Source organism: Roseomonas sp. E05, assembly GCF_030063475.1.
Lineage (GTDB): Bacteria > Pseudomonadota > Alphaproteobacteria > Acetobacterales > Acetobacteraceae > Pseudoroseomonas.
The window spans coordinates 21,262-46,876 of record NZ_JASIRT010000026.1 but is presented as its reverse complement, the minus strand read 5'-3'; the positions used below and the strand labels follow the sequence as shown (position 1 = coordinate 46,876).

Sequence of the window (25,615 nt, the reverse complement as noted above, 5' to 3'; positions counted from 1 at the left end):
CCTGGCCCAGGGCTTCGCGGAGCAAAGCGGCGGCGGTCCTGCTGGCCGGCTTCGTCACCGACGCGGCCGAGCGCCTGCTGGAGGGCCGAGCGGCTTCAGCCGCCCGCCTCCGGGTGCCCCACCGTCTGGATGACCTCGAAGCCCTCGAACTGCGGGGGGCCAAGGTAGAGCGGCTTGCTCTGCCCCGCGCCGCGATGCGCCTGGCGGAAGGCGTCGGAGCGTGTCCAGGCCTCGAAATCCGCCTTGTCGCGCCAAATCGTGTGCGAGGCGTAGAGGACATGGTCCTCCCGCACCGGGCCGCGCAGCAGGTGGAACTCGACGAAGCCCGGCACCTTGTGGAGATGCGATTCGCGGCTGGTCCAGACGGCCTCGAAATCGGCTTCCGCGCCCAGGGCCACCTGGAAGCGGTTCATGGCGATGAACATCGGGCATTCCTCCTGCGGATGAAGCAAACAGCCTGGGGGAAGGACTTCCCCCAGACCCCCATCCTCTTTCTGCCAGTCCGGCGCCGCGCTGCGCGGCAGCACAGGAAGCCGCAGAAAAAAGATGGGGGTTCGGGGGAATTCATTCCCCGACCTTTTCAGAAAATGGCGGCGAAAGGCAGCACGGTCACCCTTTCGCCGGGCACGACAACGGTGCAGGCCTCCGGCAACTCGGCAAAGGCATTGCTGCCCGTCAGCGAGGAGAGCAGCCCCGCCCCTTCCCGCGGGTCCTTCCGCGCCACGGGCAGGCCGGGCCCGGGCGCCAGCGTCACGCGCACATATTCCCGCCGCCCGGGTTTTTTGCGATGGCTGAAGGCCGCTTCCGCCACGAAGCGCGGCAGCGGCTCCGGCATGGCGCCGCAGAGCCGCAGCGCCAGCGGCCGCGCCAGATGCAGGAAGGTGACAATGGCAGCCACCGGATTGCCCGGCAGCCCCAGCACCGGCGTGCCCCGGACGATGCCCATTGCCGCCGGCCGCCCGGGCTTCAGCGCCAGCCGCCAGAACACCAGCCGCCCCTGCCCCTCGATGGCGCCCCGCACATGGTCCTCCTCGCCGGCACTGACGCCGCCGGAGGTGAGCAGCATGTCATGCGTGGCGGCCGCCTGGTGCAGTGCCGCCGCGGTGGCCTCGGCACGGTCGGGCAGGATGCCGAGATCCACCGGCTCCACCGGCAGCCCTGCCAGCAGGGCGAGCAGCGAGAAGCGGTTGCTGTCGAAGGTCTGCGCCGGGCCGAGCCTGCCGCCGGGCGTTGCCAGTTCATCGCCGGTGCTGAACACCCCGATGCGCGGGCGGCGGTGCACCGCCAGCGCCGGCTGCCCGAGCGCCGCCGCCAGCCCGACATGCGCGGGGTTCAGCCGCGTGCCGGCGGCCAGGGCCAGGGCACCCTGCGGCACATCCTCGCCCGCGGGGCGGCAGTTGGCGCCGCGCTTCAGCCCGCTGGGCAGGTGCAGCACACCGCCTTCCAGCCGGACATCCTCCTGCATCATCACTGTGTCTGCGCCGGGCGGCATGGGCGCGCCGGTCAGGATGCGGCAGGCGGTGCCCGCGACGAGCGGCGCCCCCGCGGCCTGCCCCGCCGCCAGCCGGCCGGCCAGCCTGAGCCGTATCTCCCCTTCGGCCGGAAGGTCGGCATGGCGGAAGGCATAGCCGTCCACCGCGCTGTTGAAAAAAGGCGGCAGCGGGTGCGGCGCGCGCAGGTCCTCGGCCAGCACGCGGCCCCGCGCTGCGGCGAGTGGCACCAGCTCCCACCCGGCCAGCGGCGGCACGCGCTCGGCGATCAGCGCCGCCGCCGCCTCGACCGAGAGCAGCGCGCCGCCGAAGGCGAAGCAGTCGTCGCTCAGCTGTGCCATGGCACGGCATAGCGCAGCGCGAGGTCAGCCACGGCCTCGATATCGTCGAGCGCCGCCTGCGGCAGGTCGCGCGGGGGCGGCACATCGCTGGCGATGGCGCGGATGGCGGGGTCCTCCGGGTGCAGCCAGGGCTTGTCGTTGGCCGCGCGGAACACCTCGATCTTTGGATGGGTGTCGCGCTTGAAGCCTTCCACCAGCACCAGGTCCACCGGCGAGAGATGGGTCAGCAGCTCCTCCAGCGGAGGCTCGGGCGCGCTGCGCAGCTCGGTGATCAGGGCCCAGCGCAGGGAGGAGGCGACCAGCACCTGCTCCGCCCCCGCCTCGCGGTGGACGTGGCTGTCCTTGCCCGGCTGATCCACATCGAAGCGGTGATGGGCGTGCTTGATGGTGGAGACACGGATGCCGCGCCCCGTGAGGCAGGGAATCAGCTTGGCGAGGAGAGTGGTCTTGCCGGCGCCACTCCAGCCGGCCAATCCGATCAGGCGCATGCGGAGGGCTTAGGGCGGCACACGCCTCGCCGGCAAGGACAATCCTCGTGCGCGCCGGTTGTCGTTCCGCCCGCAGGGGGGGCCGCCCTGGGAGGCGGCCGCCGCCTCCCCCGGCCTCCGCGCTCAGTCCGCCCCGGCCGGGCGGGCAGTGGCCTGGGGCTGTACCGCCTCATGCGCGCGCTTCAGCTCGTCATCCACCCACATCCCGTGGTGCTCGCGCGCCCAGTTGTAGTCCACGCGGCCGCTCCCCATGGCGCTGAAGCCGCCTTCCATGCCCAAGGTGCCGATATAGATATGCGCCAGCATGACGGCGATCAGCAGCATGGAAAGGATGCCATGCACCATATGCCCCCATTGCTGCCCGGCGATGTCGAGCAGGAAGAAGGGGAACATCAGCAGGAAGCCGGAGATCGCCACCACCCCCCCGCCGAGCACGGTGATCCAGTAGATGCCCTTCTGCCCGGCATTGAACCGCCCGGCCTGCGGGTGCGCGTTGCCGATGAAGCCGCCGCCGTTCTTCAGCCAGACCCAGTCCAGCCTGTTAGGCAGGTTGTCCCCCGCCCACATCAGCAGCATCACCAGCACGCCGGCAGTGAAGGGGAAGGCCAGGAAGTTGTGCGCGATCTTGCCCCAGTCCGCGAGGGCGGTGAACGCCTCGGGACCGATCAGCGGCCGGATCAGCGTGCGCCCGAAGGTCAGGTTGAGGCCGGAGAGCGCCAGCACAATGAAGCTGCCGGCGGTCATCCAGTGATTCATGCGCTCGAAGAAGTTGAAGCGCACCATCGTGCGGCCGGACCAGCCGCTGCGAATCCGGATGCGGCCACGGATCAGGTAGAACAGCGCCAGCAGGGCCAGCATGCCCAGCACGGCGATGGCTCCCGTCCAGATCAGCGTGCCGTTGCGGAAGGCGCGCCAGTCCCGCCCCTCGGGCTGCACCAGGGTGGCCGCCTTCTCGTCCGGAATGGAGACGCGGCCGGTGATGCGGCCGCCCTTCAGCGCATTCTGCAGTTCCAGTTCAGCGGCGGGCAGCGTGCCCCGGTCTCCCATCGGCAGCGGCGCCGGGACGGGCTGCACGGGCTGCGGCGGCCGCTCGGTGATCGCCGGCGCGGGCGTGCCGGTGGGCTGGGCCGGCGCCGTGGTGGTCGGCGCCTGCTTCTGCTCGTTGGTGCCGGCAGCGGTGCCTTCGGGCACGCGGCCCTGAACCTCCGGCGCGCCGGGCGGCGGGCCGGCATTGTCGTCACGCTTCTGCTCCTGCTGCGTGACGGAGGCCGGCGGCAGCGCCTGCTTGACCTGCGGATCGGTGGTGGCGCGCTCGGCGGCGCCCGCCTGCGGCTCGGCCGAGGGGGCCTGCGCCGAGGGCGGCTGCGCCTGCCCGCCGGTCGCGGGCGCCTGGGCGGCGGCAAGGCCGGGGGCGCCGAACAGCGGCGCCGCCGCCGCCAGCGCCATGAGGCTGTTGCGAAGGGCCGACATCAGACCTCCACCGTCTCGCGATAGGCGGTGCGCCAGCCCCAGGCACCGGAGCCGTAGCCGCGCCGCTGCACCCGCTCCTTGTAGATGGAGGCGATGATCTCGCCATCGCCGGCGAGCAGCGCCTTGGTCGAGCACATCTCGGCGCAGAGCGGCAGCTTGCCCTCGGCGATCCGGTTGGCGCCGTACTGCGCGTATTCCGCCATCGTGTTGTCGGCCTGCGGGCCGCCGGCGCAGTAGGTGCACTTGTCCATCTTGCCGCGCCCGCCGAAATTGCCGACGCGCGGATATTGCGGCGCGCCGAAGGGGCAGGCGTAGAAGCAGTAGCCGCAGCCGATGCACAGGTCCTTGTCGTGCAGCACGATGGCGTCCGCCGTCGTGTAGAAGCAGGAGGTCGGGCAGACCGCGGCGCAGGGCGCGTCGGTGCAGTGCATGCAGGCCATCGAGATCGAGCGCTCGCCGGGCTTGCCGTCGTTCAGCGTGACGACGCGACGGCGATTGATGCCCCAGGGCACCTCGTGCTCGTTCTTGCAGGCGGTGACGCAGGCATTGCACTCGATGCAACGGTCGCTGTCACAGAGGAACTTCATCCGGGCCATGTACGTGTCCCTCCCCTCAGGCCGCCTGGATCTGGCAGAGCGTGACCTTGGTTTCCTGCATCGCCGTCACCGGGTCGTAGCCATAGGTCGTCACGGTGTTGGCGCTCTCGCCGAGCACGATCGGGTCGGTGCCCGGCGGGTAGTACTTCCGCCGGTCCTCGCCCATGTACCAGCCGCTGAAGTGGAAGGGCATGAAGGCGACGCCGCGGCCGACGCGGTCGGTCACCAGCGCCTTCACCCGCACGCGGGCATTGTTCTCCGGCCCGGAGACCCAGACCCACTGCGCGTCACGGATGCCGCGGTCGGCGGCGTCCTGCGTGTTGACCTCGACGAACATGTCCTGCTGCAGCTCGGCCAGCCAGGGGTTGGAGCGCGTCTCCTCGCCGCCACCCTCGTACTCGACCAGGCGGCCGGAGGTCAGGATGATCGGGAAGTCGCGCGCCACGGTATAGGAGCGCGCCTGCACGGATTTGCCGAGATGCGGCAGCCGGAAGGTGCGGCGGTCATCGAGCGTCGGGTACTCGGCGATCAGGTCGGTGCGCGGGGTGTAGATCGGCTCGCGGTGCTGCGGGATGGCGTCCGGCAGGTTCCAGGCATTGGCACGCGCCTTGCCGTTGCCGTAGGGCAGGCAGCCATGCTCCATCGCCACGCGGATGATGCCGCAGGAGAGGTCGATGGACCAGGAGACCTTGTCCACGTTCTCCCCGCCGATGCGCGCGATGGTCGCCTTCTCCGCCTCGGTCAGCTCGTCATACCAGCCGAGCCGCTTCAGCACCGCGACGGTGAATTCCGGGTAGCCGTCGGTCAGCTCGGAGCCCTGGGAATAGGAGCCCTCGGCCAGCAACGTCTGCCCGTTGCGCTCCACGCCCCAGCGGGCGCGGAAGGTGCCGCCGCCCTGCTTCACGTGCAGGTTGGTGTTGTAGAGGATGTGCGTGCCGGGGTGCTTCATCTCCGGCGTGCCCCAGCAGGGCCAGGGCAGGCCGTAGAACTCGCCGGCCACCGGCGTGCCCTCGCGGCCGCGCAGGGTGACGAGGTCGAAATCGGCCTGACGCTCCATGTGCAGCTTCAGCCGCTCCGGCGACTGGCCGGAATAGCCGGTGGCCAGGGAGCCGCGGTTGATCTCGCGCAGGATGCCCTCGGCGGTGGGCTGGGTGCCCTTCACCTCCAGCGTCTTGAACATCGGCTCGGCGAAGCCGAGCTTGCGCGCCAGCAGGTAGAGCAGCTCGAAGTCGCTCTTGCTCTCGAAGATCGGCTCGACGACCTTGGCGCCCCACTGCATCGAGCGGTTGGAGACGGTGCGGCTGCCATCCACCTCGAACTGCGTGCAGATCGGCAGCAGGTAGGTGCCATTCTTGCGGTTGGACAGCGAGGCGAAGGTGGTGGGGTGCGGATCGGCCACGACCAGCAGGTCGAGCGCCTCCATTCCCTTCACCGCCTCGGGCATGCGGGTGACGGTGTTGCCGCCATGCCCGACCACCACCATGGCCTTGATGTTGTCCTGCTGCGCCACCTGCTCCTTCGGCAGCAGCACGGCATCGAACCAGCGCGTGGTCGGGATGCCCGGCGTCTGCATCATGTCCTTGCTGGCGAAGCGCGCCTGCATGTCCTCGTAGGGCACGTCCCAGACGCGGCACCAGTGGCGCCAGGCGGTCTCGTCCAGCCCGTAATAGGAGGGCAGCGTGGTGACATCGAGGCCGAAATCGGTCGCGCCCTGCACGTTGCAGTGGCCGCGGAAGATGTTGGCGCCGGTGCCGGGCTTGCCGACATTGCCCGTGGCCAGCAGCAGGATCGAGTAGGCGCGCACATTGGCGGTGCCGACCGTCTTCTGCGTCGCGCCCATGCACCAGATCAGCGTGGAGGGCTTCTGGGTGGCGAAGATCTGCGCCACCTTCTTCAGCTGCTCGCCCGGCACGCCGGAGACCCGCTCCACCTCCTGCGGGTTCCACTTGGCGACCTCCTTGCGGATGTCCTCCATGCCATAGACGCGCTGGGCGATGAACTCCCTGTCCTCCCAGCCATTCTCGAAGATGTGCCAGAGCATCCCGTAGATCACCGGGATGTCGGTGCCCGGGCGCAGCCGCACGTATTCGGTGGCATGGGCGGCGGTGCGGGTGAAGCGCGGGTCGATGACGATCAGGTTGGCGCGGTTCAGCTCCTTGCCCGAGAGGATGTGCTGCACCGAGATCGGGTGCGCCTCCGTCGGGTTGCCGCCCATGATGATCATGGTCCGCGCGTTGCGGATGTCGTTGTAGCTGTTGGTCATCGCCCCATACCCCCAGGTATTGGCGACGCCGGCGACGGTGGTGGAGTGGCAGATGCGCGCCTGGTGGTCCACCGTGTTCGTGCCCCAGAAGGCCGCGAACTTGCGCATCAGGTAGGCGCCCTCATTGCTGAACTTGGCGCTGCCCAGCCAGAACACCGCATCGGGCCCGGACTTCTGGCGCACCTCCATCAGCTTGTCGCCGATCTCGTCGATCGCCTGCTCCCAGGAGAGGCGCTTCCATTCGCCGTCCACCAGCTTCAGCGGGTATTTCAGGCGGCGGTCGCCATGCACCAGCTCGCGCACCGAGGCGCCCTTGGCGCAATGCGTGCCGCGGTTGATCGGGCTTTCCCAGGCCGGCTCCTGCCCGACCCAGACGCCGTTCTGCACCTCGGCGATGACGGTGCAGCCGACCGAACAATGGGTGCAGACATTCTTGATGCGCTGGATCGGCTTTCCGAAATCGGTCGGGCCGGCCTCGGCCTTGCGCGCCGTGGTCAGGCCGAGCCCGCCGAGAGCCGCCAGCCCCGCGCTGCCGAGCCCGGCCTGGCGCAGGAAGCCGCGCCGGTCCAGCCCCCCGCCGGAAAGCCCCTGGTAGGCGGAGGCGAGCCGCTGCCGGGCGGCTTTCCCCTCGCTGCGCTTGATCAGCATGGGCGTCCCTTCCCTGTCGCGTGCTCAGTAGCGGTTGGTGCGGTAGTAGGCCTTGACGTGCTCGGTCTCGCGATAGCGCGCGGCGACCTTCTCCACCTCGGATTCCTTGCGCTGCTCGGGCGCGCGCTCCTGGATGGCCAGCGCCGGCTTGGCTGCCACCGCGGCGCCACCGGCCAGGCCCAGTGTCTTCAGGAAGCCGCGCCGCTCCGCCACCTTCGCATCCTTACGGTCGCTCATCGCTGCGTCCCTCTGTTCCGTCATGCCCGCCGCGGCAGGTCCGCGGCGGCGATCTCGATCTCCAGCGCGGCGCGGCCCAACGCGCCGACGGCCCGGTAGAACCGGGCGGATTCCGCCGCTTCCAGGTCGGCGAAGCAGCGCATCGCCCAGGGCTGCAGGTGCCGGGCAAAGAACTCGGCAGCCGCCTCGGGCGTTGCCGGAAAGACCCCGGCGACCAGTCCGGCCATGGTCTCGCAGAGGAAGCCGAGATGATCCTCCGGCTCGCTCACCCCCGGCGCGCGCTCAACGCCGAGGCGGCCCAGGCTCTCCCGCAGCTCGGCCAGCGGCCGCTCGTTGAGGAAGCCGGTAAGATAGTAGGAGGCGAAGGGCAGCAGTTCGCCACGCCCGATGCCGATGAACAGCGCGTGAAACTCCCGCTCCACCTGCTCGGGCGAGGTCTGCCGCGCCGCCTCGGCGAGGCGCTCATAGGCGGCGCCAAGCACAGTGCCGGCCTCGCCGCGCAGCGTGCGCAGGCTGGCCAGCAGCGCGCCATCCGGCGGTGCCACCAGCAGCCGTCCCAACAGCGCGAACAGCCGGGCGCATTCGAGCTCCAGCAGGTCGAGGGCCTGCGGGTCGTCGGATGCGGCCGGCGGGACCGGGGAGCTCATGCGCGGTTATGCCTGTCTCTGGCGTTCTCGGGATCCGGTCACTCTCGCAGGCAAGGATGACCAATACTTTATGATGCCGTACTTGCCCCCTTCCCGGCAAGTCGAGCCCCACCGACGCAAGGAATTGCGAAGTATTCTCAATTTCAGACCGGCATCGCGCCGCCATGCCGCCGGTGCGTGGGCGGCGCGGGTGGCGCTTCGGCTTCAGCCTCCGGCAAGGGCGCCGGTTCGGCCGCGCTGAGCCGTAGCGGCGAATCCGGCAGAAGCGGCGCCGCCGGCCCTTCCGGCTCCGCCTGCTCGGCCAGCAGCGGGGCGGCTTCGGGCGCCTCACCCGGCTCGCCGACCGCTTCCTCCTCGGGGGCGGGCAGACCGCCAAGTGCCTGCGCCAGCTTCCGCCCGAGTTCCTCGCTCAACTCCGCCGCAAATCCGGGCACCCCGTCCGGGGCGTTGAAGTCCCAGGCATAGTCCGCCGGCCCGGTGAAGTCGCGGATGGCGGGGTCGAGCGACCACATCCGCCGCAGCGCCGCCTGCCGCAGGAAAGCCGGCACCTGCGGGCGCAGGAAGGCGGAGAAGTCGCTCTCCAGCCCGAGGCTCTCCAGCGACGGCAGGCTGGCCGGATCGAATTCCGGCTCGGGGGGCACCGCCTGGGCCTCCGGAGCCGGCGCAGCCGCTTCCGGCCCCTCCGCCTCCAGCCCGCGCTTGCGGCGCGACCAGCGCGACAGGAATCCCTCGCCGCTCATCGCTCCTCCTCCGGCCGGCGGCGCGCCATCGCCTCCGGGTCGGCGCGGTCGCGGCGCCGCTTGTAGAAGCCGCGCTCCCGGTGGTGCCGGGCCACGAAGCTCTCCAGCGGGGCGCGCAGGAAGTCCGGCATCGGCAGGCTCTCCAGCACGTCGTTGCCGACATCGGCATAGAGATGCGCCTCCCCCGGGTCCAGCGTCACCAGATGCAGCGCCATGCCCGGCTCCCCCGGCGCGGCACGCAGCACAACCCAGAGGCGCGGCTCGGCGGCGGCCAGGTTCTGGCGATGGTTGTCGGTATCCGTCGGGTGCAGCGCGATCTCGGCATGGCCGGCCAGGTAGAGCGCGCGGCCAGCCTCCTGCCGCAGCAGCGTCCAGGGCGGCGCCTCGGGCGCCTCGGCCAGCACCTCGACCACCCGCCAGGACCACTCCGCCCAGGGGCTCGACGAAGGCCGGCGCTCGGCGATGACGGCAACCGGAATGCGCTCCGTCTGCGGCGTGTCGGCCGGCTTCATGGCGCCCGCCGCGGGGGCGCCGCCCCCGCACCCCCGCCGGGGAGGCAACCGCTTCCCCGGATTCCGGGATTCCCCGGGGCCCTCACAGGGCCGCCTCGGCGGCGATCAGCGGCAGGCCCGTCGCAAGGTTCTGCGGCTTCATCCGCACCCGCTGGGCGGCGTCCATCGCCAGGGCCAGATAGACCGGGCGCCCCGCCACGCGCGGCAGCACCCGCGTCATGTCCGCGAACTCCAGCACGCCAAGCCAGAGAATGCGCGCCAGCCGCGCCTGCTCCACCGCGGTGCCGTGCCAGAGCTCGTTGGCGATCGCCGTCGCCTCGCTGTCCAGCCCGACATGCCAGCTCCAGGCGGCATCCTCGATCACCGGCACCGGCCGGATCGTCACCGCCTCGCCCAGCACATGGCCGATGAAATGCTCCAGCGCACGGGCAAGGCCGTGCTGGCCGGGGCGCCCCTCGGCGATGTCCAGCGCGAAGTCATGCGCGTCCGAGCGCTCCGCATAGGGCGCGGGATCCGCCGCGCCCAGCACGTCCAGCTCCACCTCGCGCGCCGGCGCGCCGGCCTCGGAGAGCAGCCGGCCCAGCGGACCCAGATCGGCCGCCTCGGCGCGGGCGGCGACCACCTCCTCATCCGCCAGCAGCAGCGCGCCCTGGTGGATGGCGGCGCGCTGCGGGCGGAACAGGCATTCCGCGGCGCGCAGGGTGAAGGCGTCCTCCACCCCCTCCAGCGCGGCACGGGCGACGAGCTGGGTCAACATCTGCAGGAACAGCGGCGGCACCCCGCCGACGCCGCCGCGATAGAGCGCAAGCCAGGCGGCCTCCAGCGTCGGCTGCGCCGTCACGCGGTCGCGGAAGGCCAGGAAAACCTGCCAGTTCTCCCCCGCATCCGGGTCCGCGAGCGCCGCCAACGCCTCCGGCGCCACCGGCTGCAGAGGCTCATCCAGCAGGCGGCGGTGCAGCGCGCGCTCGGCGTCGCAGGCCTCCTCGGGCGGCACCAGCTCGGGGCGCGCGAGGAAGGCGCGCCAGAGGTCGGGCGTGGCCAGCAGGCGACCCTCGGCATTTCGTTCGCAGAGCTGGTGGCCGGAGGCCACCCAGAAGTCCTGCTGTGTCGCCGCAGGCTGCGCGTGATCTTGCCGCTCCATCCTGCCCCTGTCCGGCCGGGCCGGATCTTTCATCGGCTCGATGTTTGGGGGTTGCCTGGCGCGGATGCAAGGCCGGCGGCGCGACGCCGGCCGGCCACCGCACCCTCCGCCTCCTGAGCCAGAGTCTTGCCGTGAAGTTGACGCCCATCCGGGCCGGGCATGAACGGCTGATCCTGCAGATCGGTCAGGAGCCGAACGGACTGCCCGGGATGCCGCCCTATACCCACTACCTGACCCTGCAGGAAAGCCTCGGCACCCAGCACTTCCACGCTGGAACTCATCGGCGAGCGGATCCTGCTGGCCGACCTGGCCTCCGGTGCCGCCGCCATTGACGTCACCCTTTCGGTCGCCACCGAGAACTTCTACAGCTCGGCGCTGACCTTCGCCTGACCGCGGGAGGAGCCGGTCAGCCGTCCGGCTCCTCCTCGTCCTCCACCACCCAGCCGAAGACCGGCGCGCTCTCCCGCCGGTGCAGGGTGCGGAAGCGCTCGCGCACCGCCCCTGCCTCGACGCTGCGGGCCAGCGCCAGCACCGTGCCCGGCGGATGGTCGCAAAGCGATTCCGCGAAGCCGATCTCCTCCTCCGCGGCGGCGCGGGCGGCGGCTTCGTCGGGTGCGCCGTAGCGGGCGCGGATATGCGCCGCCAGCGCCGCCACCGCCGCCGCGCGCTCCTCGGCGCTCGCCTCCGTCACCTCCACCAGCGTGGCGAAGCCGAAGCTGCCAAGGCCGAGGAAGCCGGCGCGGAACTCCTGCCGCCGCTGGCCGGTGAGCGCCGCCGGGTCCTCGTCCCAGAAGGCAAAGCCGCCGGGCACGGCCCACTCACCCGGCTCTGCGGCGCGCACGAAGATCACGGTGTCGGAAGGATCGAGGCGCAGGGTGCGCGGCAGGCGGTGGATCATGCGCCCGCCTCCGCCAGCGCCTGCGCGAGGGAATGCCGGGTCTCCCCACCGTCCCGGCGCAGGATCAGGTCGCCGCTGGCCGGGTCGAGGCCGCGCCGGGCACCCCGCATCCAGTCCTCCACCTCCAGCCGCGCCAGCACCCGCTCGGCCATTGCGGGAAAGCCGCGCGCCTGCCACTCGGCGAAGCTCACCATCAGGTGCCGTGCCCAGCCGGCGACCAGTTCCTCCGGCGGCACCTCCAGAAAACCTTCTTCGGCCAGCGCGGTACGCCCGGGGTCGAGGCCGGGCTGATAGCCGGGCGGATGGCGCCAGCGCGCGCGGAAGCCGACCACCAGCCAGTCCGGCACCGCTTCCTCAGCGAAGCCAGGCGGCTCGCCGAGCGTGGCATCGCCCACCACGGCGCTGTTCAGCACGATGCCTGCGGGCCAGCGCAGCGTCACCGGGATCTCGGGCGGGCCGAGCACCACCAGCGCATCGGCGAAGGCGTTGGCGGCGGCCAGCACGGCGGCGCGGGCGGCGGCCAGCGGTTCCTCGGGTTCCAGCACCAGCGCGGCCTCCACGCGTTCGGGCGCGGCGAGCCAGGTGAGCGTACCGCCGCCCCGCTCCGACGCCAGCGCCATGGCGCGCGCGCGCGCATCCTCGCCCGCCCCGAGCGGCACCGGGTCGAACAGGCTGGGCAAGGGGGGCAATCCTCCGCGCATCCGGGCGGCATTCCTTTGGAAATGGAGCTGGCGTGACGATATATGCGCTTCGGCCCGCGCCAGCACAGCGGGCAGGAGAATGCATGACCGATTCCGCGAACCAGCCCGCGCGTACCGTCTTCGCCTGCAGTTGCGAGGACAGCATGGTGCTGGACGGCAAGGCGCTGGCACGCGGCTGCGGCGGCCGCCTGCGCAGCGCCGAGCAGCTTTGCCGCAGCCAGCTCGACCGCTTCCTGGCGGCGCTGGGCCAAGGCGACATCACTGTCGGCTGCACGCAGGAGGCGCCGCTGTTCCGCCAGGAAGCGGAGGCCGCCGGCCATGCCGGCGCCCTGGACTTCGTCAATATCCGCGAGCAGGCCGGCTGGTCCGAGGAGGGCGCGCAGGCGGGCCCGAAGATGGCCGCCCTGCTGGCCGCCACCGCCGTGCCGATGCCGCCTACTCCGCTGGTGCCGCTGGAAAGCCAGGGCATCGCCCTGATCCTCGGCCGGGACGCGGCGGCGCTCGACCTCGCCGAGCAGCTGAAGGAGAAACTCGACCTCACCGTGCTGCTCACCGGCGAGGCGGAGGTCGCCCCGCGCCCGCAGGCCGAGTACCCCGTGCTGCGCGGCCGGGCGCGCAACGCCACCGGCTGGCTCGGCAGCTTCGCCGTTACCATCGACGGCTTCGCCGCCGCCTCGCCCTCCTCCCGCGCCGCCTATCGCTGGGGCTCGGCGCGTGACGGTGCCACCAGCCAGTGCGACCTGATCCTCGACCTCACCGGCGGGTCGCCGCTCTTCCCCGCCCATGAGGTGCGGCAAGGCTATCTGCGCGCGGCGCCGGAGGATGCGGCGGCGATCGCCCGCCTCGCCGCCCAGGCGGCGGAGCTGGTCGGCGGCTTCGAAAAGCCGCGCTTCATCCGCTTCGAGGCCGGGCTTTGCGCCCATGCCCGCAACAAGCGCACCGGCTGCACCCGCTGCCTCGACCTCTGCCCGACCGGCGCCATCACCCCCGGCGCCGAGGGCCATTGGGAAAGCGTGGCGATCAGCGCGGAAATCTGCGCCGGCTGCGGTGCCTGCGCCGCCGTCTGCCCGACGGGTGCCGCGCAATACGCCCTTCCGCCCACCGACGCCCTGCTGCGCCGCATCCGCACCCTGCTGCTGGCCTATCGCGCGGCCGGCGGGCAAGCCCCCACCCTGCTGCTGCATGGCGGCGGCGGCGAGGCCATGCTCGACGCGCTCTCCCGCCACGGCCCCGGCCTGCCGGCGCATGTGCTGCCGGTGCGGGTGAACGAGCCGACCGCCGCCGACCTCGCCTTGCTGGTGGCGCCCTTCGCCTGGGGCGCCAGCGACCTGCGGGTGCTGCTGCCGGCGCATCGCCCGCATGGCGCCGAGGGCGTGCTGCGCAACCTGGACTACGCCGCGGCCCTGCTCGCCGGGCTCGGCCTGCCGCATGCGCCGGGCGCCATCGAGACGGACGACCCCTTCACCCTGCGCGAGGCGCTGGAGGCGGCGCCCCGCCCCGCCCCCGCCGCCGGCGCCGAGTTCCTGCCGATGGGCGCGCCGCGCGAAATCCTGAAGGCGGCGCTCGGCGCGCTGCGCGAGGCCGCCGAAAGCCCGGCCATCGCCATTCCGCTGCCCGCCGCCGCGCCCTTCGGCGAGGCCCGTGTGGCGGTGGAGGGCTGCACCCTCTGCCTGGCCTGCACCATGGTCTGCCCGACCGGCGCCTTCGCCGCCAATCCCGAGCGGCCGGAGCTCTCCTTCCTGGAGGATGCCTGCGTGCAGTGCGGCCTCTGCGCCAGCACCTGCCCGGAGAAGGTCATCACCCTGTCGCCGCGCCTCAACCTGGCGCCCGAGGCCGCGATCCGCCAGGTGGTGAAGCAGGAGGAACCGGCGATCTGCCCGGGCTGCGCCAAGGCCTTCGGCACCCGCGCCTCGATCGACCGGGTGAAGGCCCGGCTGCGCGCCAAGGGGCACTGGATGTTCCAGGACCCGGCCCGCCTGGGACTGCTCGACCTCTGCGAGGACTGCCGCGTCGGCGTCGCCACCAGCGGGCAGCTCGACCCCTATGCCGGCCCGGCCCGGCCCCGGCCGAAGACCAGCGAGGACTACCTGCGCGAGCGGGAGTGAAGAAAAAGGCCGGGGGAAGGAATTCCCCCGGACCCCCATCTTTCTTTTGCGAGTCTGTCGCCGGCCGGGAAGGTCCAGGCGCTCACTTTCCGCCCATCATGTGCTCCATGCCGGGAATGCTGGCCGGATCCACCGTGATCGCCGCGGCCCGCCTGGGATGCGCCGCCAGCACGCGGTCCATGATGGCGATCTCCTGCGTCTGGTCGGTGACGATGTTCACATTCATCAGCCGGAGAAAGTTGTTCCGCGCCTCCGCCCCGGCATTGTAGTTCCGTGCCATGCGCACTGCGGCGGCATGGTGGACGCGCATCTCCTTGGCGAAGCGCAGATCGGTCTCGGTGGTCGGCGCGCCGCCGTTCAGCAGGGCCAGCGGGCCGGGACCCGGGGTGTGCAGAATGCGCCGGCTCTGGCCCAGCCCCTCCACCGCCACCGGGCGCAGCACAAGGCCCCCGAACAGCGGCACCGGCGGCTGCCGCACCTGCTCGCCGACCGTATCCAGCAGCAGGATCTCGAAGGCCTGGTTCCGCAGGATGGAGCCGGCCAGGCGGCGCAGCACCGGGTTCCGCGCCTCGGGGTCGGCCAGATAGCCCTTCGCCAGCGTCAGGGCCCCGGCATGATGCGGGCGCATGCCCTCGATATAGTGCCGGTCAGCGGCAATGGCGGCATCCGCCTCCTCGCGCGGCAGCACGTCCCACCAGGTGGTGGTGATCGGCGCCGTGTCATCTTCCCGGCCGGCATCGTAGTAGCGGCCCACATCGCCATGCTCCGCCCGCGTCGGGGCGGCATTCAGGGCCACCGCCAGCACCGCCGCGAAGCCCATGCTTGCCATCCGCTTCATTCCGCTGCTGTCTCTCCTGTCGCCGCCTTACCGGCAGGCCAATCGATCGATTGCGGGAGGAGTTCCATCACATGGCTGAAAACAATCTGCGCGTCCTTCTGCGGGCGCGGCCAAAGGGCCGGCCGGGCCCGGAGCACTTCGAACTCTCGGAGGGTCCCCGCCCCAGCCCGGTGAAGGGCGAGGTGCTGGTGCGCCACCGCTATCTCTCGCTCGACCCTTATATGCGCGGGCGGATGGATGATGCGGCCTCCTATGCGAAGCCGGTCCCGCTGGGCGGGGTGATGGAAGGCGAGTGCGTCGGCGAGGTGGTGGAGAGCCAGCACCCCGCCTTCGCGCCCGGCGACTGGGTCGGCGGCGCGCGCGGCTGGCAGCGCTACTCGGTGGCTTCTGGCGGATCGCTGCTGAAGCTGCCGAAGGAGGGGGGCGTGCCGCCCACCGCCTGGCTGGGCGTGCTGGGCATGCCGGGCGTCACCGCCTGGGTCGGCGTCACCGAGATCGGCCAGCCGCGGCCAGGGGAGACCTTCGTCGTCTCCGCCGCCTCGGGGGCGGTGGGGAGCGTCGCCGGGCAGGTGGCGAAGCAGATGGGGGCGCGCGTCATCGGCATCGCCGGCGGCCCCGAGAAGTGCCGCTACGTCACGGAGACGTTGGGCTTCGACGCCTGCCTGGACCATCGCGACGACCTGGAGGCGGCGCTGGACGCGGCCTGCCCCGAAGGCATCGACGTCTATTTCGAGAATGTCGGCGGCGCGGTGCAGGCGGCGGTCTTCCCGCGCATGCGCGAGTTCGGCCGCATGGCCTTCTGCGGCACGGTGGCCACCTACAACGTCCGCCCGCTGCCGCCCGGCCCGAACCTCTCCAGCATCAACCGCAAGCGGCTGCGGCTGGAAGGCTTCATCATCTCCGACCACCCGCGCGCCTGGCCGGTCTGGCGCCAGCGCGGCGCCGCCTGGATCCGCGAGGGCAGGCTGAAGTGGAAGGAAGACGTGGTGCAGGGGCTGGAGAAGGCGCCGGAGGCCTTCATCGGACTGCTGGAGGGGCGCAACTTCGGCAAGCTGGTGGTGGCGCTCTAAGAAGTGGAGAAGAGAAGATCGGGGAAAGGAATTCCCCCGAACCCCCATCTTCTTTTTGTCGGTTAAGAGCTGCGCTTGCCACCCCTGCGGGAAACATGCGGAAAACAGAAGGGGGCCTGGGGGAATTCCTTCCCCCAGCCTTGCTGCCGGCGTCAGCTGTGCGCCGAGCGTCCGCGGACCAGGCGGTAGATCGCCAGCAGGATGACGGCTCCGACGATTGCCCCGATGAATCCTGCTCCTTCATCGGCGCGGTACCAGCCAATGGCCTGGCCCAGATAGGTCGCCACGATCGCGCCCACGATGCCGAGCAGGATGGTGATGATGAAGCCCCCCGGGTCACGGCCCGGCATCAGCATCTTGGCGATGAGACCGGCGACGAGGCCGATAATGATGGTCCAGATGATCGACATGCGAGAGTCTCCGCCAGGAGCGACCGCAGGATGGCGGCTGCCTGGTTCCGGTTAGAGGGACGCGGGACGGGCGAGCGCCCGCCGCCGCAGCCAAGGCCGCCCTTCCGGCCGGCTTCGGAGCAACGTGCATTCCTCAGGCAGGTTTCGGCGTGTAACGGCGGAAATCAGCCCCCACGCCCGGCGACCGGCACGCCGGCCACATATGTGGCGCGAATGACACGCTCGTCGCCCAGCGTCATCAGCACGAAGAGCCGCTCGGCGAGGTCGCGGCAAAAGCCCAGGCGGAAGTCGAGCAGCGGGGTGGCCTTGAGGTCCAGCACCACGAGGTCGGCCTCGTAGCCCGGCGCGATGCGGCCGATGCGGTCGTCGAGGTAGAGCGCCTCGGCGCCGCCCAGCGTTGCCAGGTAGAAGGCGTGCAGGGCGGAGAGGCGCGTGTCGTTGAGTTGCGCCACCTTGTAGGCCTCGCCCATGGTCCGCAGGGGCGAGAAGCTGGTGCCGGCGCCGAGATCGCTTCCCAGCCCGAGGCGGACGGGACGGTCCGCCCGCTTGGCCTCGAAGGCGCGGAACAGGCCACTGCCGAGAAACAGGTTGGAGGTCGGGCAATGCGCCAGCGCCGAGCCGGTGCGGTGGCACTGGCAGAATTCCCCCTCCGAGAGGTGGATGCCGTGGCCGAACACGGCGCGCGGCCCGGTCAGCCCGGCGCGGCGATAGACGTCCAGGTAATTCTCGGCCGCAGGGAAGAGCGCGCGCACCCAGGCGATCTCGGCCGGGCTCTCCGAGAGGTGGGTCTGCAGATAGGTGCCGGGATGCTCGCGCCAGAGCTGCCCGGCGGCCTCCAGCTGCGCCGGGCTGGAAGTGGGGGCGAAGCGCGGCGTGATGGCGTAGAGCTGCCGCCCCTTCCCGTGCCAGCGCTCGATCAGGGCGCGGGATTCGGCGATGCCGCCGCCCGGCGGGTCGAGCAGGCCCTCAGGCGCGTGGCGGTCCATCAGCACCTTGCCGGCGATCATGCGGGTGTTCAGCCGGGCCGATTCGGTGAAGAAGGCCTCCACCGAGGCGGCATGGCTGGTGCAGTAGACCGCCGCCGTGGTGGTGCCCGCCGCCAGCAGCTCGCGCAGGAAGACCCGCGCCACCCGGGCGGCGTGCTCCGGGTCGGCGAAGGCCAGTTCGGCAGGGAAGGTGTAGCGCTCCAGCCATTCCAGCAGGTGCTCGCCATAGGCGCCGATCATCGGCGTCTGCGGGTAATGCACATGGGTGTCGATGAAGCCGGGGCAGAGCAGCGCGTCGGGGTAGTGCGTCACCGGCAGGCCGGCCGCCGCCTCGGCGGACCAGGGGCCGATTGCGGCGATGCGCCCCGCCTCGATTACCACCAGCGCATCCGGCCAGTGCTCCAGGGCCGCTTCAGGCGCGGTGAGGAAAGGGTCCGCCCGGAAGCTGATCGCCGCGCCGCGCAGCGCATGCCGGGGGGAGACGTGCCTGTTCTGTTCCATCCCGGCGATCATGCCCCGGCGGCGGCGCCGACGCGATATGTCACAATGCGATCGGAGCCCTCCGCCCTATATCCGCCGCAGAGCCGGGCCAGAACGGCCTCATTGCCCAGCCGCCGCCAGCTTCGGCACGGCGCGAGACGAGTGGACCGATGCTGACGACCCTGCCCAACACCCTCCTCGTCATTGCCCTCCTGCTGATCGTCGTCAGCACCATTCAACCTCTCGCGCGACGGTTGATGCTTTCCAGCACGGTGCTGCTCGCGGTGGTGGGCGTGCTGCTCGGCGGCGGCGCCACGCTGCTGCTGAGCACACCACGGCCCACCCCGCTCGACGAGGCCGCCAGCACCCTGTTGCGCTTCCCGGTGAACGCCGAGGCCTTCCTGTTCATCTTCCTGCCGCTGCTGGTGTTCCACGGCTCGCTCTCGATCGACGTGCGCCGCCTGGCGCGGGACTGGGCGCCCGTGCTGGTGATGGCCGTGGTGGCTGTCGTGGTGACCACGGCGGCGATCGGCTTCGCGCTCGCCCCCCTGGCCGGGGTCTCGCTCACCGCCTGCCTGATGCTGGGGGCCATCGTGGCCACCACCGATCCCTCGGCGGTGGTCAGCATCTTCCGCGAGATCGGCGCCAACAGCCGCCTGACCCGGCTCGTCGAGGGCGAGAGCCTGTTGAACGACGCCGCCGCCATTTCGATCTTCACCATCTTCCTCGGCCAGCTCACCGGGCAGCACACCGCCTCGCTGCCGACCATCGTGCTGACCTTCGTCACCGCCTTCGTCGGCGGGCTGGCGGTGGGCTTCGTCCTGGCGCGGCTGATGGTGCTGGTGCTGCCCTGGCTCGGCGGCAACCGCACCGCCGAGGTCACGCTGACCCTCGCCCTGCCCTATCTCAGCTACATCCTCTGTGACGAGGTGCTGGGCTTCTCCGGCGTGGTGGCCGCGGCGGCGGCCGGGCTGACGGTCAGCGCCGTCGGCCCCTCCACCTTCCGCCCCCGCTCCTGGCAGTTCCTGCAGGACATCTGGGATCAGCTCTCCTTCTGGGCCAGCTCGATGGTCTTCGTGATGGCCTCGATGCTGGTGCCGCGGCTGCTGCTCGGCATGGAGCAGCAGGACCTCATCCTGATCGGCGTGGTGATCGCGGCGGCCATGGCGGCGCGCGCCGCGGTGCTGTTCGGCGTGATGCCGCTGCTGCGGGTGGCGCGGCTGTCGCAGCGGGTGCCGATCCCCTTCAAGGTGACGATGCTCTGGGGTGGCATGCGCGGCGCCATCACCCTGGCGCTGGCGCTGGCCGTCACCGAGAACCACGCGGTGCCGCAGCAGGTGCAGCAGTTCGTCGCCATCGTCGCCACCGGCTACGTGCTCTCCACCCTGCTGGTGAACGGCACCACGCTGCGCTTCCTGGTCCGCGCCCTGAAGCTCGACCACCTCTCCCCCGCCGACCAGGCGCTGCGCACCCAGATCGTGGCCATCGGCCTCGGCGAGGTGCGGGACAAGCTGCGCCGCACCGCCGCCGAGTTCGGCTTCTCCGCCCCCGCCGCCGCCCATGTGGTGGACATGTATGAGCGCCGGGTGAAGGTGGAGACCGCCGCCAACACCTTCGACACCGCGATCAGCGACCGCGAGCGCGTCACCCTCGGCCTGATCACCTTCGCCTCGCAGGAGCGCTCCCTGCTGCTGGAGATGTTCCAGGACCAGGGCCTCTCGCGGCGGGTGATGGAGAACCTGCTCTGGACGGCCGAGAGCATGATCGACGGTGCCCGCAGCGAGGGGCGGCTCGGCTACATCCGGGCGGCGCGGCGGCGGCTGCAGCCAGGGCTGCGCTTCCATCTCGCCCAGTGGCTGCACCGCAAGTTCCGCATCGACAAGCCGCTGATGCACTGCATGGCCGAGCGCTTCGAGATGCTGCTGCTGGCGCATCTCGTCGCCCTCTCCATGCAGCGCTTCATGCGCCGCCGCATGGAGCCGGTGCTCGGCACCCGCGTCACGGAAGTGGTTTCCGACATCGTCGGGCGCCGCGAGGACCTGCTGTCGGACGCGATGGAGACATTGCGGCTGCAGTATCCCGGCTATGCCGAGGCACTGGAGACGCGGATGCTGCGCCAGATCGGCCTCCGGCTGGAGCTGGAGGAATATGCTCTGCTGAAGCAGGAGTCGCTGGTCGGCGAGGAACTCTACGAGGAGCTGATGCGCGGGCTGGAGGCGCTGCGCCGGCAGGTGGCGCGGCCGCTGCAGTTCAACATCCAGTCCGGGCTGGACAAGCGGATCGAGGAGTTCCCCATCTTCTCCGGGCTGCAGGACGCGCTGCTGCACGACCTGGCGATGAGCGTCACCATCCGCTTCGCCGTGCCGGGCGAGTGGATCTACCGCCGCCGCCAGCGCGCCCGCTCGGTGTTCTTCATCAGCCGCGGCGACGTCTCGCTGCAGGCCGCCACTGGCGAGGTGCTGCTGACGCATGGCGATTTCTTCGGCGAGGCGGAGCTGATGACCCCCTCCCGCCGCCTCAGCCGGGCACGGGCCACCAGCTTCTGCCACCTGCTGGAACTGGATGCGGCGGATTTCCGCCGCCTGCTGACCGAGGCGCCGGCGCTGGCGCGGCGGATGGAGCGCATCGCCGAGGAGCGCACGCCCCCGCCCGAGCAGAAGCCGATGCCCAAGCCCGAGCCGGTGACCCTCCTCCACGAGCTGGAGAAGGCCGGGACGCCCTCCTAGAGCAGATCCCGTTCCGATGGCATCATCGGGACGGGTGAAGATGCTCGTCAAAACAAGCGGCTAGAGCATTTTCCGTGAGCCAGAGCGAACGGAAAATGCTCTAGGGCGCCGGGGCGGCCACCGGCGGGGCGCCGTCTCGGCCCCGCCGGTGCAACGCTGGACGCGAGGGGGCATTCTTGCAGGGCCGCCGCCCTCTGCTGGAGAAGTCGCCATGCCCCACCCTGCCCTGATCCCTGGCTCCGTGGCCGTCGTTACTGGCGGCGCCGCCGGCATTGGCCTTGCCGCGGCGACGCGCTTCGCGCAGCGCGGCCTGCGGGTCTGCATCGCCGATATCGCGGAGGAAAGCCTTGCCCGGGCGGCGGAGACGCTCGCCGCGGCAGCGCGCGGCGGAGCCTCGGACGTCATGACGATGCGGGTCGATGTCAGCCGCGCCGGCGAGGTCGCGCAACTCGAGGCCGCAGTGCGCGAGCGCTTCGGCGGCACCGACGTGTTGATGAACAATGCCGGCGTGCAGCCGGGCAGCACCATCTTCGGCCCGCCTGGCCAATGGGAGCGCATCCTGGGCGTCAATCTCTGGGGCATCATCCATGGCGCCCAGGCCTTCGTGCCCGGCATGATCGCGCGCGGGCGACCGGGGCTGGTGATCAACACCGGCTCCAAGCAGGGCATCACCACCCCGCCCGGAGACCCCGCCTACAACCTCTCCAAGGCGGGGGTGAAGGCCTTCACCGAGGCACTGCAGCACGAGCTGCGCAACACGCCGGGCTGCCGGCTGAGCGCGCATCTGCTGATCCCCGGCTTCGTCTTCACCGGCCTCACCGCCAATGGCCGCACCGAGAAGCCGGCCGGTGCCTGGACGCCGGAGCAGACCGCCGACTTCATGCTGGAGCGGCTGGAGGCTGGCGACTTCTACATCCTCTGCCCCGACAACGATGTGCCGCGCGCGCTCGACGAGCGGCGCATCCTCTGGGCGGCGGGCGACATCGTCGAGAACCGCCCGCCCCTTTCGCGCTGGCATCCCGATTACGCCGACGCCTTCGCCGATTTCGTCAGGCGCGGCTGAGGGCGCCGGGCGGCGGGCTGCAACCCCGCGCGCCCTTCCGCCCTTTATCCGGGCGAGCGGAGGGCCCTGGCGCCTTCCTGACTTTTCCTGGAAAATATCATGCCCGACACGCCGAAGCTCCTGTTCCAGCCCTTCACGCTGGGCGCCCTCCCGCTGCGCAACCGCATCGTGATGGCGCCGCTCACCCGCAGCCGCTCCAGCGAGGACGGCGTCGTGCCCGACTACGCCGCCGACTACTACGCGCAGCGCGCGGGCGCCGGGCTCGTCATCTCCGAGGCCACCAACATCTCCGCCCAGGCGCGCGGCTACGCGATGACGCCGGGCATATGGACGCCGGCGCAGGTCGAGGCCTGGCAGCGCGTCACGCGCGCGGTGCACGCGCAGGGCGGCAGGATGGTGCTGCAGCTCTGGCACACCGGCCGCATCTCCCACCCCGACCTGCATGGCGGCGCCCTGCCGGTGGCGCCCTCGGCCATCAAGCCGGCCGGTCAGGCCTTCACCCAGGCGGGCCTGCAGGACCATGTCACCCCGCGCGCGCTGGAGACGGACGAGATCCCGGCCATCGTCGAGGACTACCGCCACGCCGCGCGCTGCGCGAAGGAGGCGGGCTTCGACGGTGTCGAGATCCACTCGGCCAACAACTACCTGCTGGAGCAGTTCATCCGCGACAGCACCAATCGGCGCACCGACCGCTATGGCGGCTCGCTGGAGAACCGGCTGCGCTTCCCGCTGGAGGTGGTGCGCGCGGTGACGGAGGTCTGGGGCGGCGGCGAACGCGTCGGCATCCGCATCTCGCCCGGCACGACGCAGCCCGGCGAAACGCCGCTCGACAGCGACCCGATGGCGACCTACGGCACCTATCTCGACGCCCTCTCCGGCTTCGGGCTGATGTACGTGCACGACATCGAGGGCGTCACGCAGATGAGCCGCGACGCCAACGGCATCGACTACCCGGCGCTGCGCCGGCGCTTCTCCGGCGCCTATATCGCCAACAACAACTACACGGCCGAACTGGCGGAGAAGACGCTGCAGGAGGGCAATGCCGACCTGATCAGCTTCGGCCGGCCCTTCATCGCCAATCCCGACCTCGTCGAGCGGCTGCGGACGGGCGCACCCCTGGCCGAGGCGCCTAAGCAGTACTGGTACGGCGGTGACAGCACCGGCTATTCCGACTGGCCGGGCATGCAGGGACCGATTCGGCTGGCGAGCTGAAGCGCTTCACCGGGGCGCAGGCGGGGCGGCCGCGAAAGCGCCGCCCGCTCACCCGGCCAGCAAAGCCTCGCTCGGCAGGAACCGCACCCCACGCTCAAGCAGGCGGCGCGTGCCGGCCTCCGTGGCCTCCGGCGTGATGCCGCGGCAGGCATCCTCGACCAGCACCACCTCGTAGCCCAGCTCGGCGGCGTCCTCGGCGGTGTAGTCGGTGCAGTAGCCGCGCGCGAGGCCGGCGATGAAGAGCCGCCGGAAACCGCGCGCGCGCAGGTAGCCATGCAGGCCGGTGGACGTCCGGCGGTCGTTCTCGCGGAAGGCGGAGTAGCTGTCGATGGCTGCCCGGAAACCCTTGCGCAGCACCAGTTCGAATTGCCGCGCGTCCAGGTCGGGGTGCAGCTCGGCACCCCGCGTGCCCTGGACACAGTGGTCCGGCCAAAGGATCTGCTCGCCATAGGCCAGGGTGACGCTCCCGAAGGGCTGCTGGCCGGGATGCTGGCTGGCGAAGGAGGCGTGGTCCGCCGGGTGCCAGTCCTGCGTCGCCACGGCATGGGCGAAGCGGCCGAGCAGGCGGTTGATCACCGGCACCACCGCATCCCCCTCCGGCACCGGCAGGGCGCCGCCGGGCATGAAGTCGGGCTGGACATCGACCGCCAGCAGCAGGTCGGTTTCGGGCCGGATCGGCATCGCCTCGGACATGGTGGGCTCCTGTCGCGGCGCCTCCCCGCCGGCCGGGCGAGAAAGGCAAAGGGCTGCGGGGGTCCCTCCCCCGCAGCCCTCCATACCGCGCGCGCGAGGCGCCGTGAACCGCCGCGCTGCGCTCAGCGGAAGGGCGGCGACCACATCAGGCCGCCATCGCGCACCAGCGCGTTGCGGCCGCGATCGACGCCGACCGGGATCATGTTGCGTTCCCACATTTCGCCGTAATTGCCGGCGGCGGTGATGGCGCGCAGCGCCCAGGCGTTGTCGAGCCCGAGGCGCTGGCCGAAGTCGCCCGTGGTGCCGAGCAGGCGCTGTACCTCGGGGTTGGCATCCTGCCGGCGGCTTTCCGCATTGGCGGCGGTGACGCCATACTCCTCCGCGGCAATCAGCGCGTTTCGCACCCATTTCACGATGTCCGCCCAGCGGGCGTCGTCCTTGCGGACGAAGGGGCCAAGCGGCTCGCTGCTGATCGTCTCGGGCAGGATGACGAACTGGTCGGCATTGCCCCCCTGCGTCGCGCGGATGGCGGCGAGGCCGGTGCGGTCGGTGGTGTAGACGTCGCAGCGGCCGGCGAGGAAGGCGCTGGTGGCCTCCTGGAAGCTCTCGATCAGCACGGGCTGGAAGCTCACCGCGTTGGTGCGCGCCCAGTCCGTGAGGTTCAGCTCGGTGGTGGTGCCTGGCTGAAGGCAGACGCTGGCCCCATCCAGTTCCTTGCCCGACTTCACCCCGAGATCGCGTTTTACCAGGAAGCCCTGGCCGTCATGCACCAGCACGTCGGTGAAGCTGAGGCCGATGCCGGTGTCGCGGGTGAAGCTGTAGGTGGTGCCGCGCGAGAGCAGGTCGATCTCGCCCGACTGCAGGGCGGTGAAGCGGTTCTGCGGCGTGGTGGGCACGAAGCGCAGCTTGCTGGCATCGCCGAACACGGCGGCGGCGACGGCGCGGCAGAAATCCGCATCGATGCCGCGCCACTCGCCACGCGAATCCGCCTGCGAAAGGCCGGCGACACCGGTGGAGACGCCGCAGGCCAGGGTGCCGCGGCCCTTCACGGCCGCCAGCGTATCCGCCGCCGGCTGCTGCGCCAGGGCGGGGGCGGCGAGCAGGCCGGCCAGGACCAGTCCGGCCAGGTTGAAGCTGAGGCGCATGCGGCGGAACTCCCAAGTCAGGTCATTGCGGGCGGAACCGGCGGCCTCGCCCCGGGTTGCCCCGCCGGGAAGAAGATCGGGGGAATGAATTCCTCCGAACCCCCTTCTTTCTTCTGTCAGTTGGCGTGGCGCTTCCGTCCGCGCAGGAAACTCGAAGAAAGAAGATGGGGGTCTGGGGGAATTCCTTCCCCCAGACCTTTTCCTTACTCCGCTGCCGTCTTCACCAGCACCGCGGCATCGGCATTAAGCGGCAGGGCGCCGCTGCCCTCATCCGCGGGCCAGTACGGTGAAGTCCTCACCACCTGCCCGCAGGAAGCGCCGGGTGCCCCAGGCGGGGGTGGCGCCGGGGCGGTCCGGGTGGATGCAGATCTGGAACAGCGCCGTGGTGGCGGGCTCCAGATTGGCCTCGGCAGGGGTGATGCCGGTGCCTGCCGACATCACCTGCACGTCGCCCGCCTCGGTGCGGCCCTCGTTGCCCAGATCATCCCGATGCGTGATGGCGTCCTGCCGTACGAAGGCGATGATCTCCATCTCCCGGCGCGGGTTCGGGCCGAAGCCGGTGCCGGGGGCGATCTCGTCGTCGTTCCAGACGCGCAGGCGGCCCCAGCCTCTCCAGGCCGGTCGCGGTAATGGCCGAAAGCGAAGTGATGCCTGGCCTTCAGCCAGCCGAACGCGGCACCGCCGAGACTCTCGAAAGGGCGGATCTCGGTCATGG

The 25,615-nt window shown here is 71.1% G+C and carries 23 protein-coding genes and 1 pseudogene; 5 read left to right on the top strand and 19 right to left on the bottom strand.

Annotated features, from left to right (window positions below):
* Positions 1 to 95 precede the first annotated feature (95 nt).
* The 13 genes from QMO56_RS20275 to QMO56_RS20215 all read right to left on the bottom strand — a co-directional run bounded on the left by QMO56_RS20275 (position 96) and on the right by QMO56_RS20215 (position 12,151).
* The gene (locus tag QMO56_RS20275; RefSeq protein ID WP_283528781.1) at positions 96 to 425 is read right to left on the bottom strand and encodes an antibiotic biosynthesis monooxygenase; all 330 of its coding nucleotides are present in this window, start codon (positions 423 to 425) and stop codon (positions 96 to 98) included.
* Between the two features lie 155 nt (positions 426 to 580).
* Entirely contained in the window at positions 581 to 1,831 is a 1,251-nt protein-coding gene (glp, locus tag QMO56_RS20270; RefSeq protein WP_283528780.1) for a gephyrin-like molybdotransferase Glp, read from the bottom strand.
* Positions 1,819 to 2,319 (bottom strand): molybdopterin-guanine dinucleotide biosynthesis protein B, encoded by a 501-nt coding sequence (mobB, locus tag QMO56_RS20265; RefSeq protein WP_283528778.1) that lies wholly within the window; start codon positions 2,317 to 2,319, stop codon positions 1,819 to 1,821. The genes glp and mobB overlap by 13 nt, the downstream gene beginning before the upstream one ends.
* A 123-nt stretch (positions 2,320 to 2,442) precedes the next feature.
* A complete protein-coding gene (locus tag QMO56_RS20260; protein WP_283528776.1) occupies positions 2,443 to 3,789 on the bottom strand; it encodes a formate dehydrogenase subunit gamma in 1,347 nt (448 codons plus the stop codon).
* On the bottom strand, positions 3,789 to 4,385 hold the full coding sequence (fdh3B, locus tag QMO56_RS20255; protein ID WP_283528775.1) for a formate dehydrogenase FDH3 subunit beta: 597 nt from the start codon (positions 4,383 to 4,385) through the stop codon (positions 3,789 to 3,791). The genes QMO56_RS20260 and fdh3B overlap by 1 nt, the downstream gene beginning before the upstream one ends.
* A gap of 16 nt (positions 4,386 to 4,401) precedes the next feature.
* On the bottom strand, positions 4,402 to 7,296 hold the full coding sequence (locus tag QMO56_RS20250; RefSeq protein WP_283528773.1) for a formate dehydrogenase subunit alpha: 2,895 nt from the start codon (positions 7,294 to 7,296) through the stop codon (positions 4,402 to 4,404).
* A 24-nt stretch (positions 7,297 to 7,320) separates the two neighbouring features.
* Positions 7,321 to 7,533, bottom strand: coding sequence for a twin-arginine translocation signal domain-containing protein (locus QMO56_RS20245; RefSeq protein WP_283528771.1), 213 nt, complete (start codon positions 7,531 to 7,533; stop codon positions 7,321 to 7,323).
* Positions 7,534 to 7,553: 20 nt separating this feature from the next.
* Entirely contained in the window at positions 7,554 to 8,180 is a 627-nt protein-coding gene (locus QMO56_RS20240) for a molecular chaperone (protein WP_283528769.1), read from the bottom strand.
* 143 nt (positions 8,181 to 8,323) lie between these two features.
* The gene (locus tag QMO56_RS20235) at positions 8,324 to 8,920 is read right to left on the bottom strand and encodes a DUF3306 domain-containing protein (RefSeq protein ID WP_283528768.1); all 597 of its coding nucleotides are present in this window, start codon (positions 8,918 to 8,920) and stop codon (positions 8,324 to 8,326) included.
* Positions 8,917 to 9,432, bottom strand: coding sequence for a DUF3305 domain-containing protein (locus QMO56_RS20230; protein WP_283528766.1), 516 nt, complete (start codon positions 9,430 to 9,432; stop codon positions 8,917 to 8,919). Before QMO56_RS20230 ends, QMO56_RS20235 begins: the two co-directional genes overlap by 4 nt.
* Positions 9,433 to 9,514: 82 nt before the next feature.
* Positions 9,515 to 10,573, bottom strand: coding sequence for a DUF6352 family protein (locus QMO56_RS20225; RefSeq protein ID WP_283528765.1), 1,059 nt, complete (start codon positions 10,571 to 10,573; stop codon positions 9,515 to 9,517).
* Positions 10,574 to 10,979: 406 nt separating this feature from the next.
* On the bottom strand, positions 10,980 to 11,471 hold the full coding sequence (locus tag QMO56_RS20220) for a DUF6505 family protein (RefSeq protein WP_283528763.1): 492 nt from the start codon (positions 11,469 to 11,471) through the stop codon (positions 10,980 to 10,982).
* On the bottom strand, positions 11,468 to 12,151 hold the full coding sequence (locus QMO56_RS20215) for a biotin/lipoate--protein ligase family protein (RefSeq protein ID WP_283528761.1): 684 nt from the start codon (positions 12,149 to 12,151) through the stop codon (positions 11,468 to 11,470). The genes QMO56_RS20220 and QMO56_RS20215 overlap by 4 nt, the downstream gene beginning before the upstream one ends.
* 104 nt (positions 12,152 to 12,255) lie before the next feature.
* Between QMO56_RS20215 and QMO56_RS20210 the strand changes: the two genes are divergently transcribed.
* Positions 12,256 to 14,277, top strand: coding sequence for a 4Fe-4S dicluster domain-containing protein (locus QMO56_RS20210; RefSeq protein WP_283528759.1), 2,022 nt, complete (start codon positions 12,256 to 12,258; stop codon positions 14,275 to 14,277).
* Positions 14,278 to 14,359: 82 nt separating this feature from the next.
* Here the strand turns inward: QMO56_RS20210 and QMO56_RS20205 are convergent, their stop codons facing one another.
* The gene (locus QMO56_RS20205) at positions 14,360 to 15,115 is read right to left on the bottom strand and encodes a DUF305 domain-containing protein (RefSeq protein ID WP_283528758.1); all 756 of its coding nucleotides are present in this window, start codon (positions 15,113 to 15,115) and stop codon (positions 14,360 to 14,362) included.
* A gap of 71 nt (positions 15,116 to 15,186) precedes the next feature.
* Between QMO56_RS20205 and QMO56_RS20200 the strand changes: the two genes are divergently transcribed.
* On the top strand, positions 15,187 to 16,185 hold the full coding sequence (locus QMO56_RS20200) for an NADP-dependent oxidoreductase (RefSeq protein ID WP_283528756.1): 999 nt from the start codon (positions 15,187 to 15,189) through the stop codon (positions 16,183 to 16,185).
* A 152-nt stretch (positions 16,186 to 16,337) separates the two neighbouring features.
* On the opposite strand, the gene QMO56_RS20195 is transcribed toward QMO56_RS20200, so the two are convergent.
* Together QMO56_RS20195 and guaD are read right to left on the bottom strand one after the other, a co-directional pair.
* Positions 16,338 to 16,595, bottom strand: a complete 258-nt coding sequence (locus QMO56_RS20195) for a GlsB/YeaQ/YmgE family stress response membrane protein (RefSeq protein ID WP_283528754.1) — start codon at positions 16,593 to 16,595, stop codon at positions 16,338 to 16,340.
* Positions 16,596 to 16,759: 164 nt separating this feature from the next.
* Positions 16,760 to 18,082 (bottom strand): guanine deaminase, encoded by a 1,323-nt coding sequence (guaD, locus tag QMO56_RS20190; RefSeq protein ID WP_283528752.1) that lies wholly within the window; start codon positions 18,080 to 18,082, stop codon positions 16,760 to 16,762.
* Between the two features lie 149 nt (positions 18,083 to 18,231).
* Here guaD and QMO56_RS20185 point away from each other — a divergent pair, with 149 nt between their 5' ends.
* The 3 genes from QMO56_RS20185 to QMO56_RS20175 all read left to right on the top strand — a co-directional run bounded on the left by QMO56_RS20185 (position 18,232) and on the right by QMO56_RS20175 (position 23,062).
* Entirely contained in the window at positions 18,232 to 20,787 is a 2,556-nt protein-coding gene (locus tag QMO56_RS20185) for a cation:proton antiporter (protein WP_283528750.1), read from the top strand.
* A 211-nt stretch (positions 20,788 to 20,998) separates the two neighbouring features.
* Positions 20,999 to 21,850: an SDR family NAD(P)-dependent oxidoreductase gene (locus tag QMO56_RS20180; RefSeq protein WP_283528748.1), complete on the top strand. Its 852-nt coding sequence runs from the start codon at positions 20,999 to 21,001 to the stop codon at positions 21,848 to 21,850.
* A 99-nt stretch (positions 21,851 to 21,949) separates the two neighbouring features.
* Positions 21,950 to 23,062, top strand: coding sequence for an alkene reductase (locus tag QMO56_RS20175; RefSeq protein ID WP_283528746.1), 1,113 nt, complete (start codon positions 21,950 to 21,952; stop codon positions 23,060 to 23,062).
* Between the two features lie 48 nt (positions 23,063 to 23,110).
* Here QMO56_RS20175 and pncA read toward each other — a convergent pair whose 3' ends face one another.
* The 3 genes and pseudogenes from pncA to QMO56_RS20160 all read right to left on the bottom strand — a co-directional run.
* Positions 23,111 to 23,755, bottom strand: a complete 645-nt coding sequence (pncA, locus tag QMO56_RS20170; RefSeq protein WP_283528744.1) for a bifunctional nicotinamidase/pyrazinamidase — start codon at positions 23,753 to 23,755, stop codon at positions 23,111 to 23,113.
* A 122-nt stretch (positions 23,756 to 23,877) separates the two neighbouring features.
* Positions 23,878 to 24,900, bottom strand: coding sequence for an amino acid ABC transporter substrate-binding protein (locus QMO56_RS20165; protein ID WP_283528742.1), 1,023 nt, complete (start codon positions 24,898 to 24,900; stop codon positions 23,878 to 23,880).
* Positions 24,901 to 25,115: 215 nt separating this feature from the next.
* Positions 25,116 to 25,613 (bottom strand): annotated as a pseudogene (locus tag QMO56_RS20160) (pirin family protein); the annotation flags it as partial.
* Positions 25,614 to 25,615 lie beyond the last annotated feature (2 nt).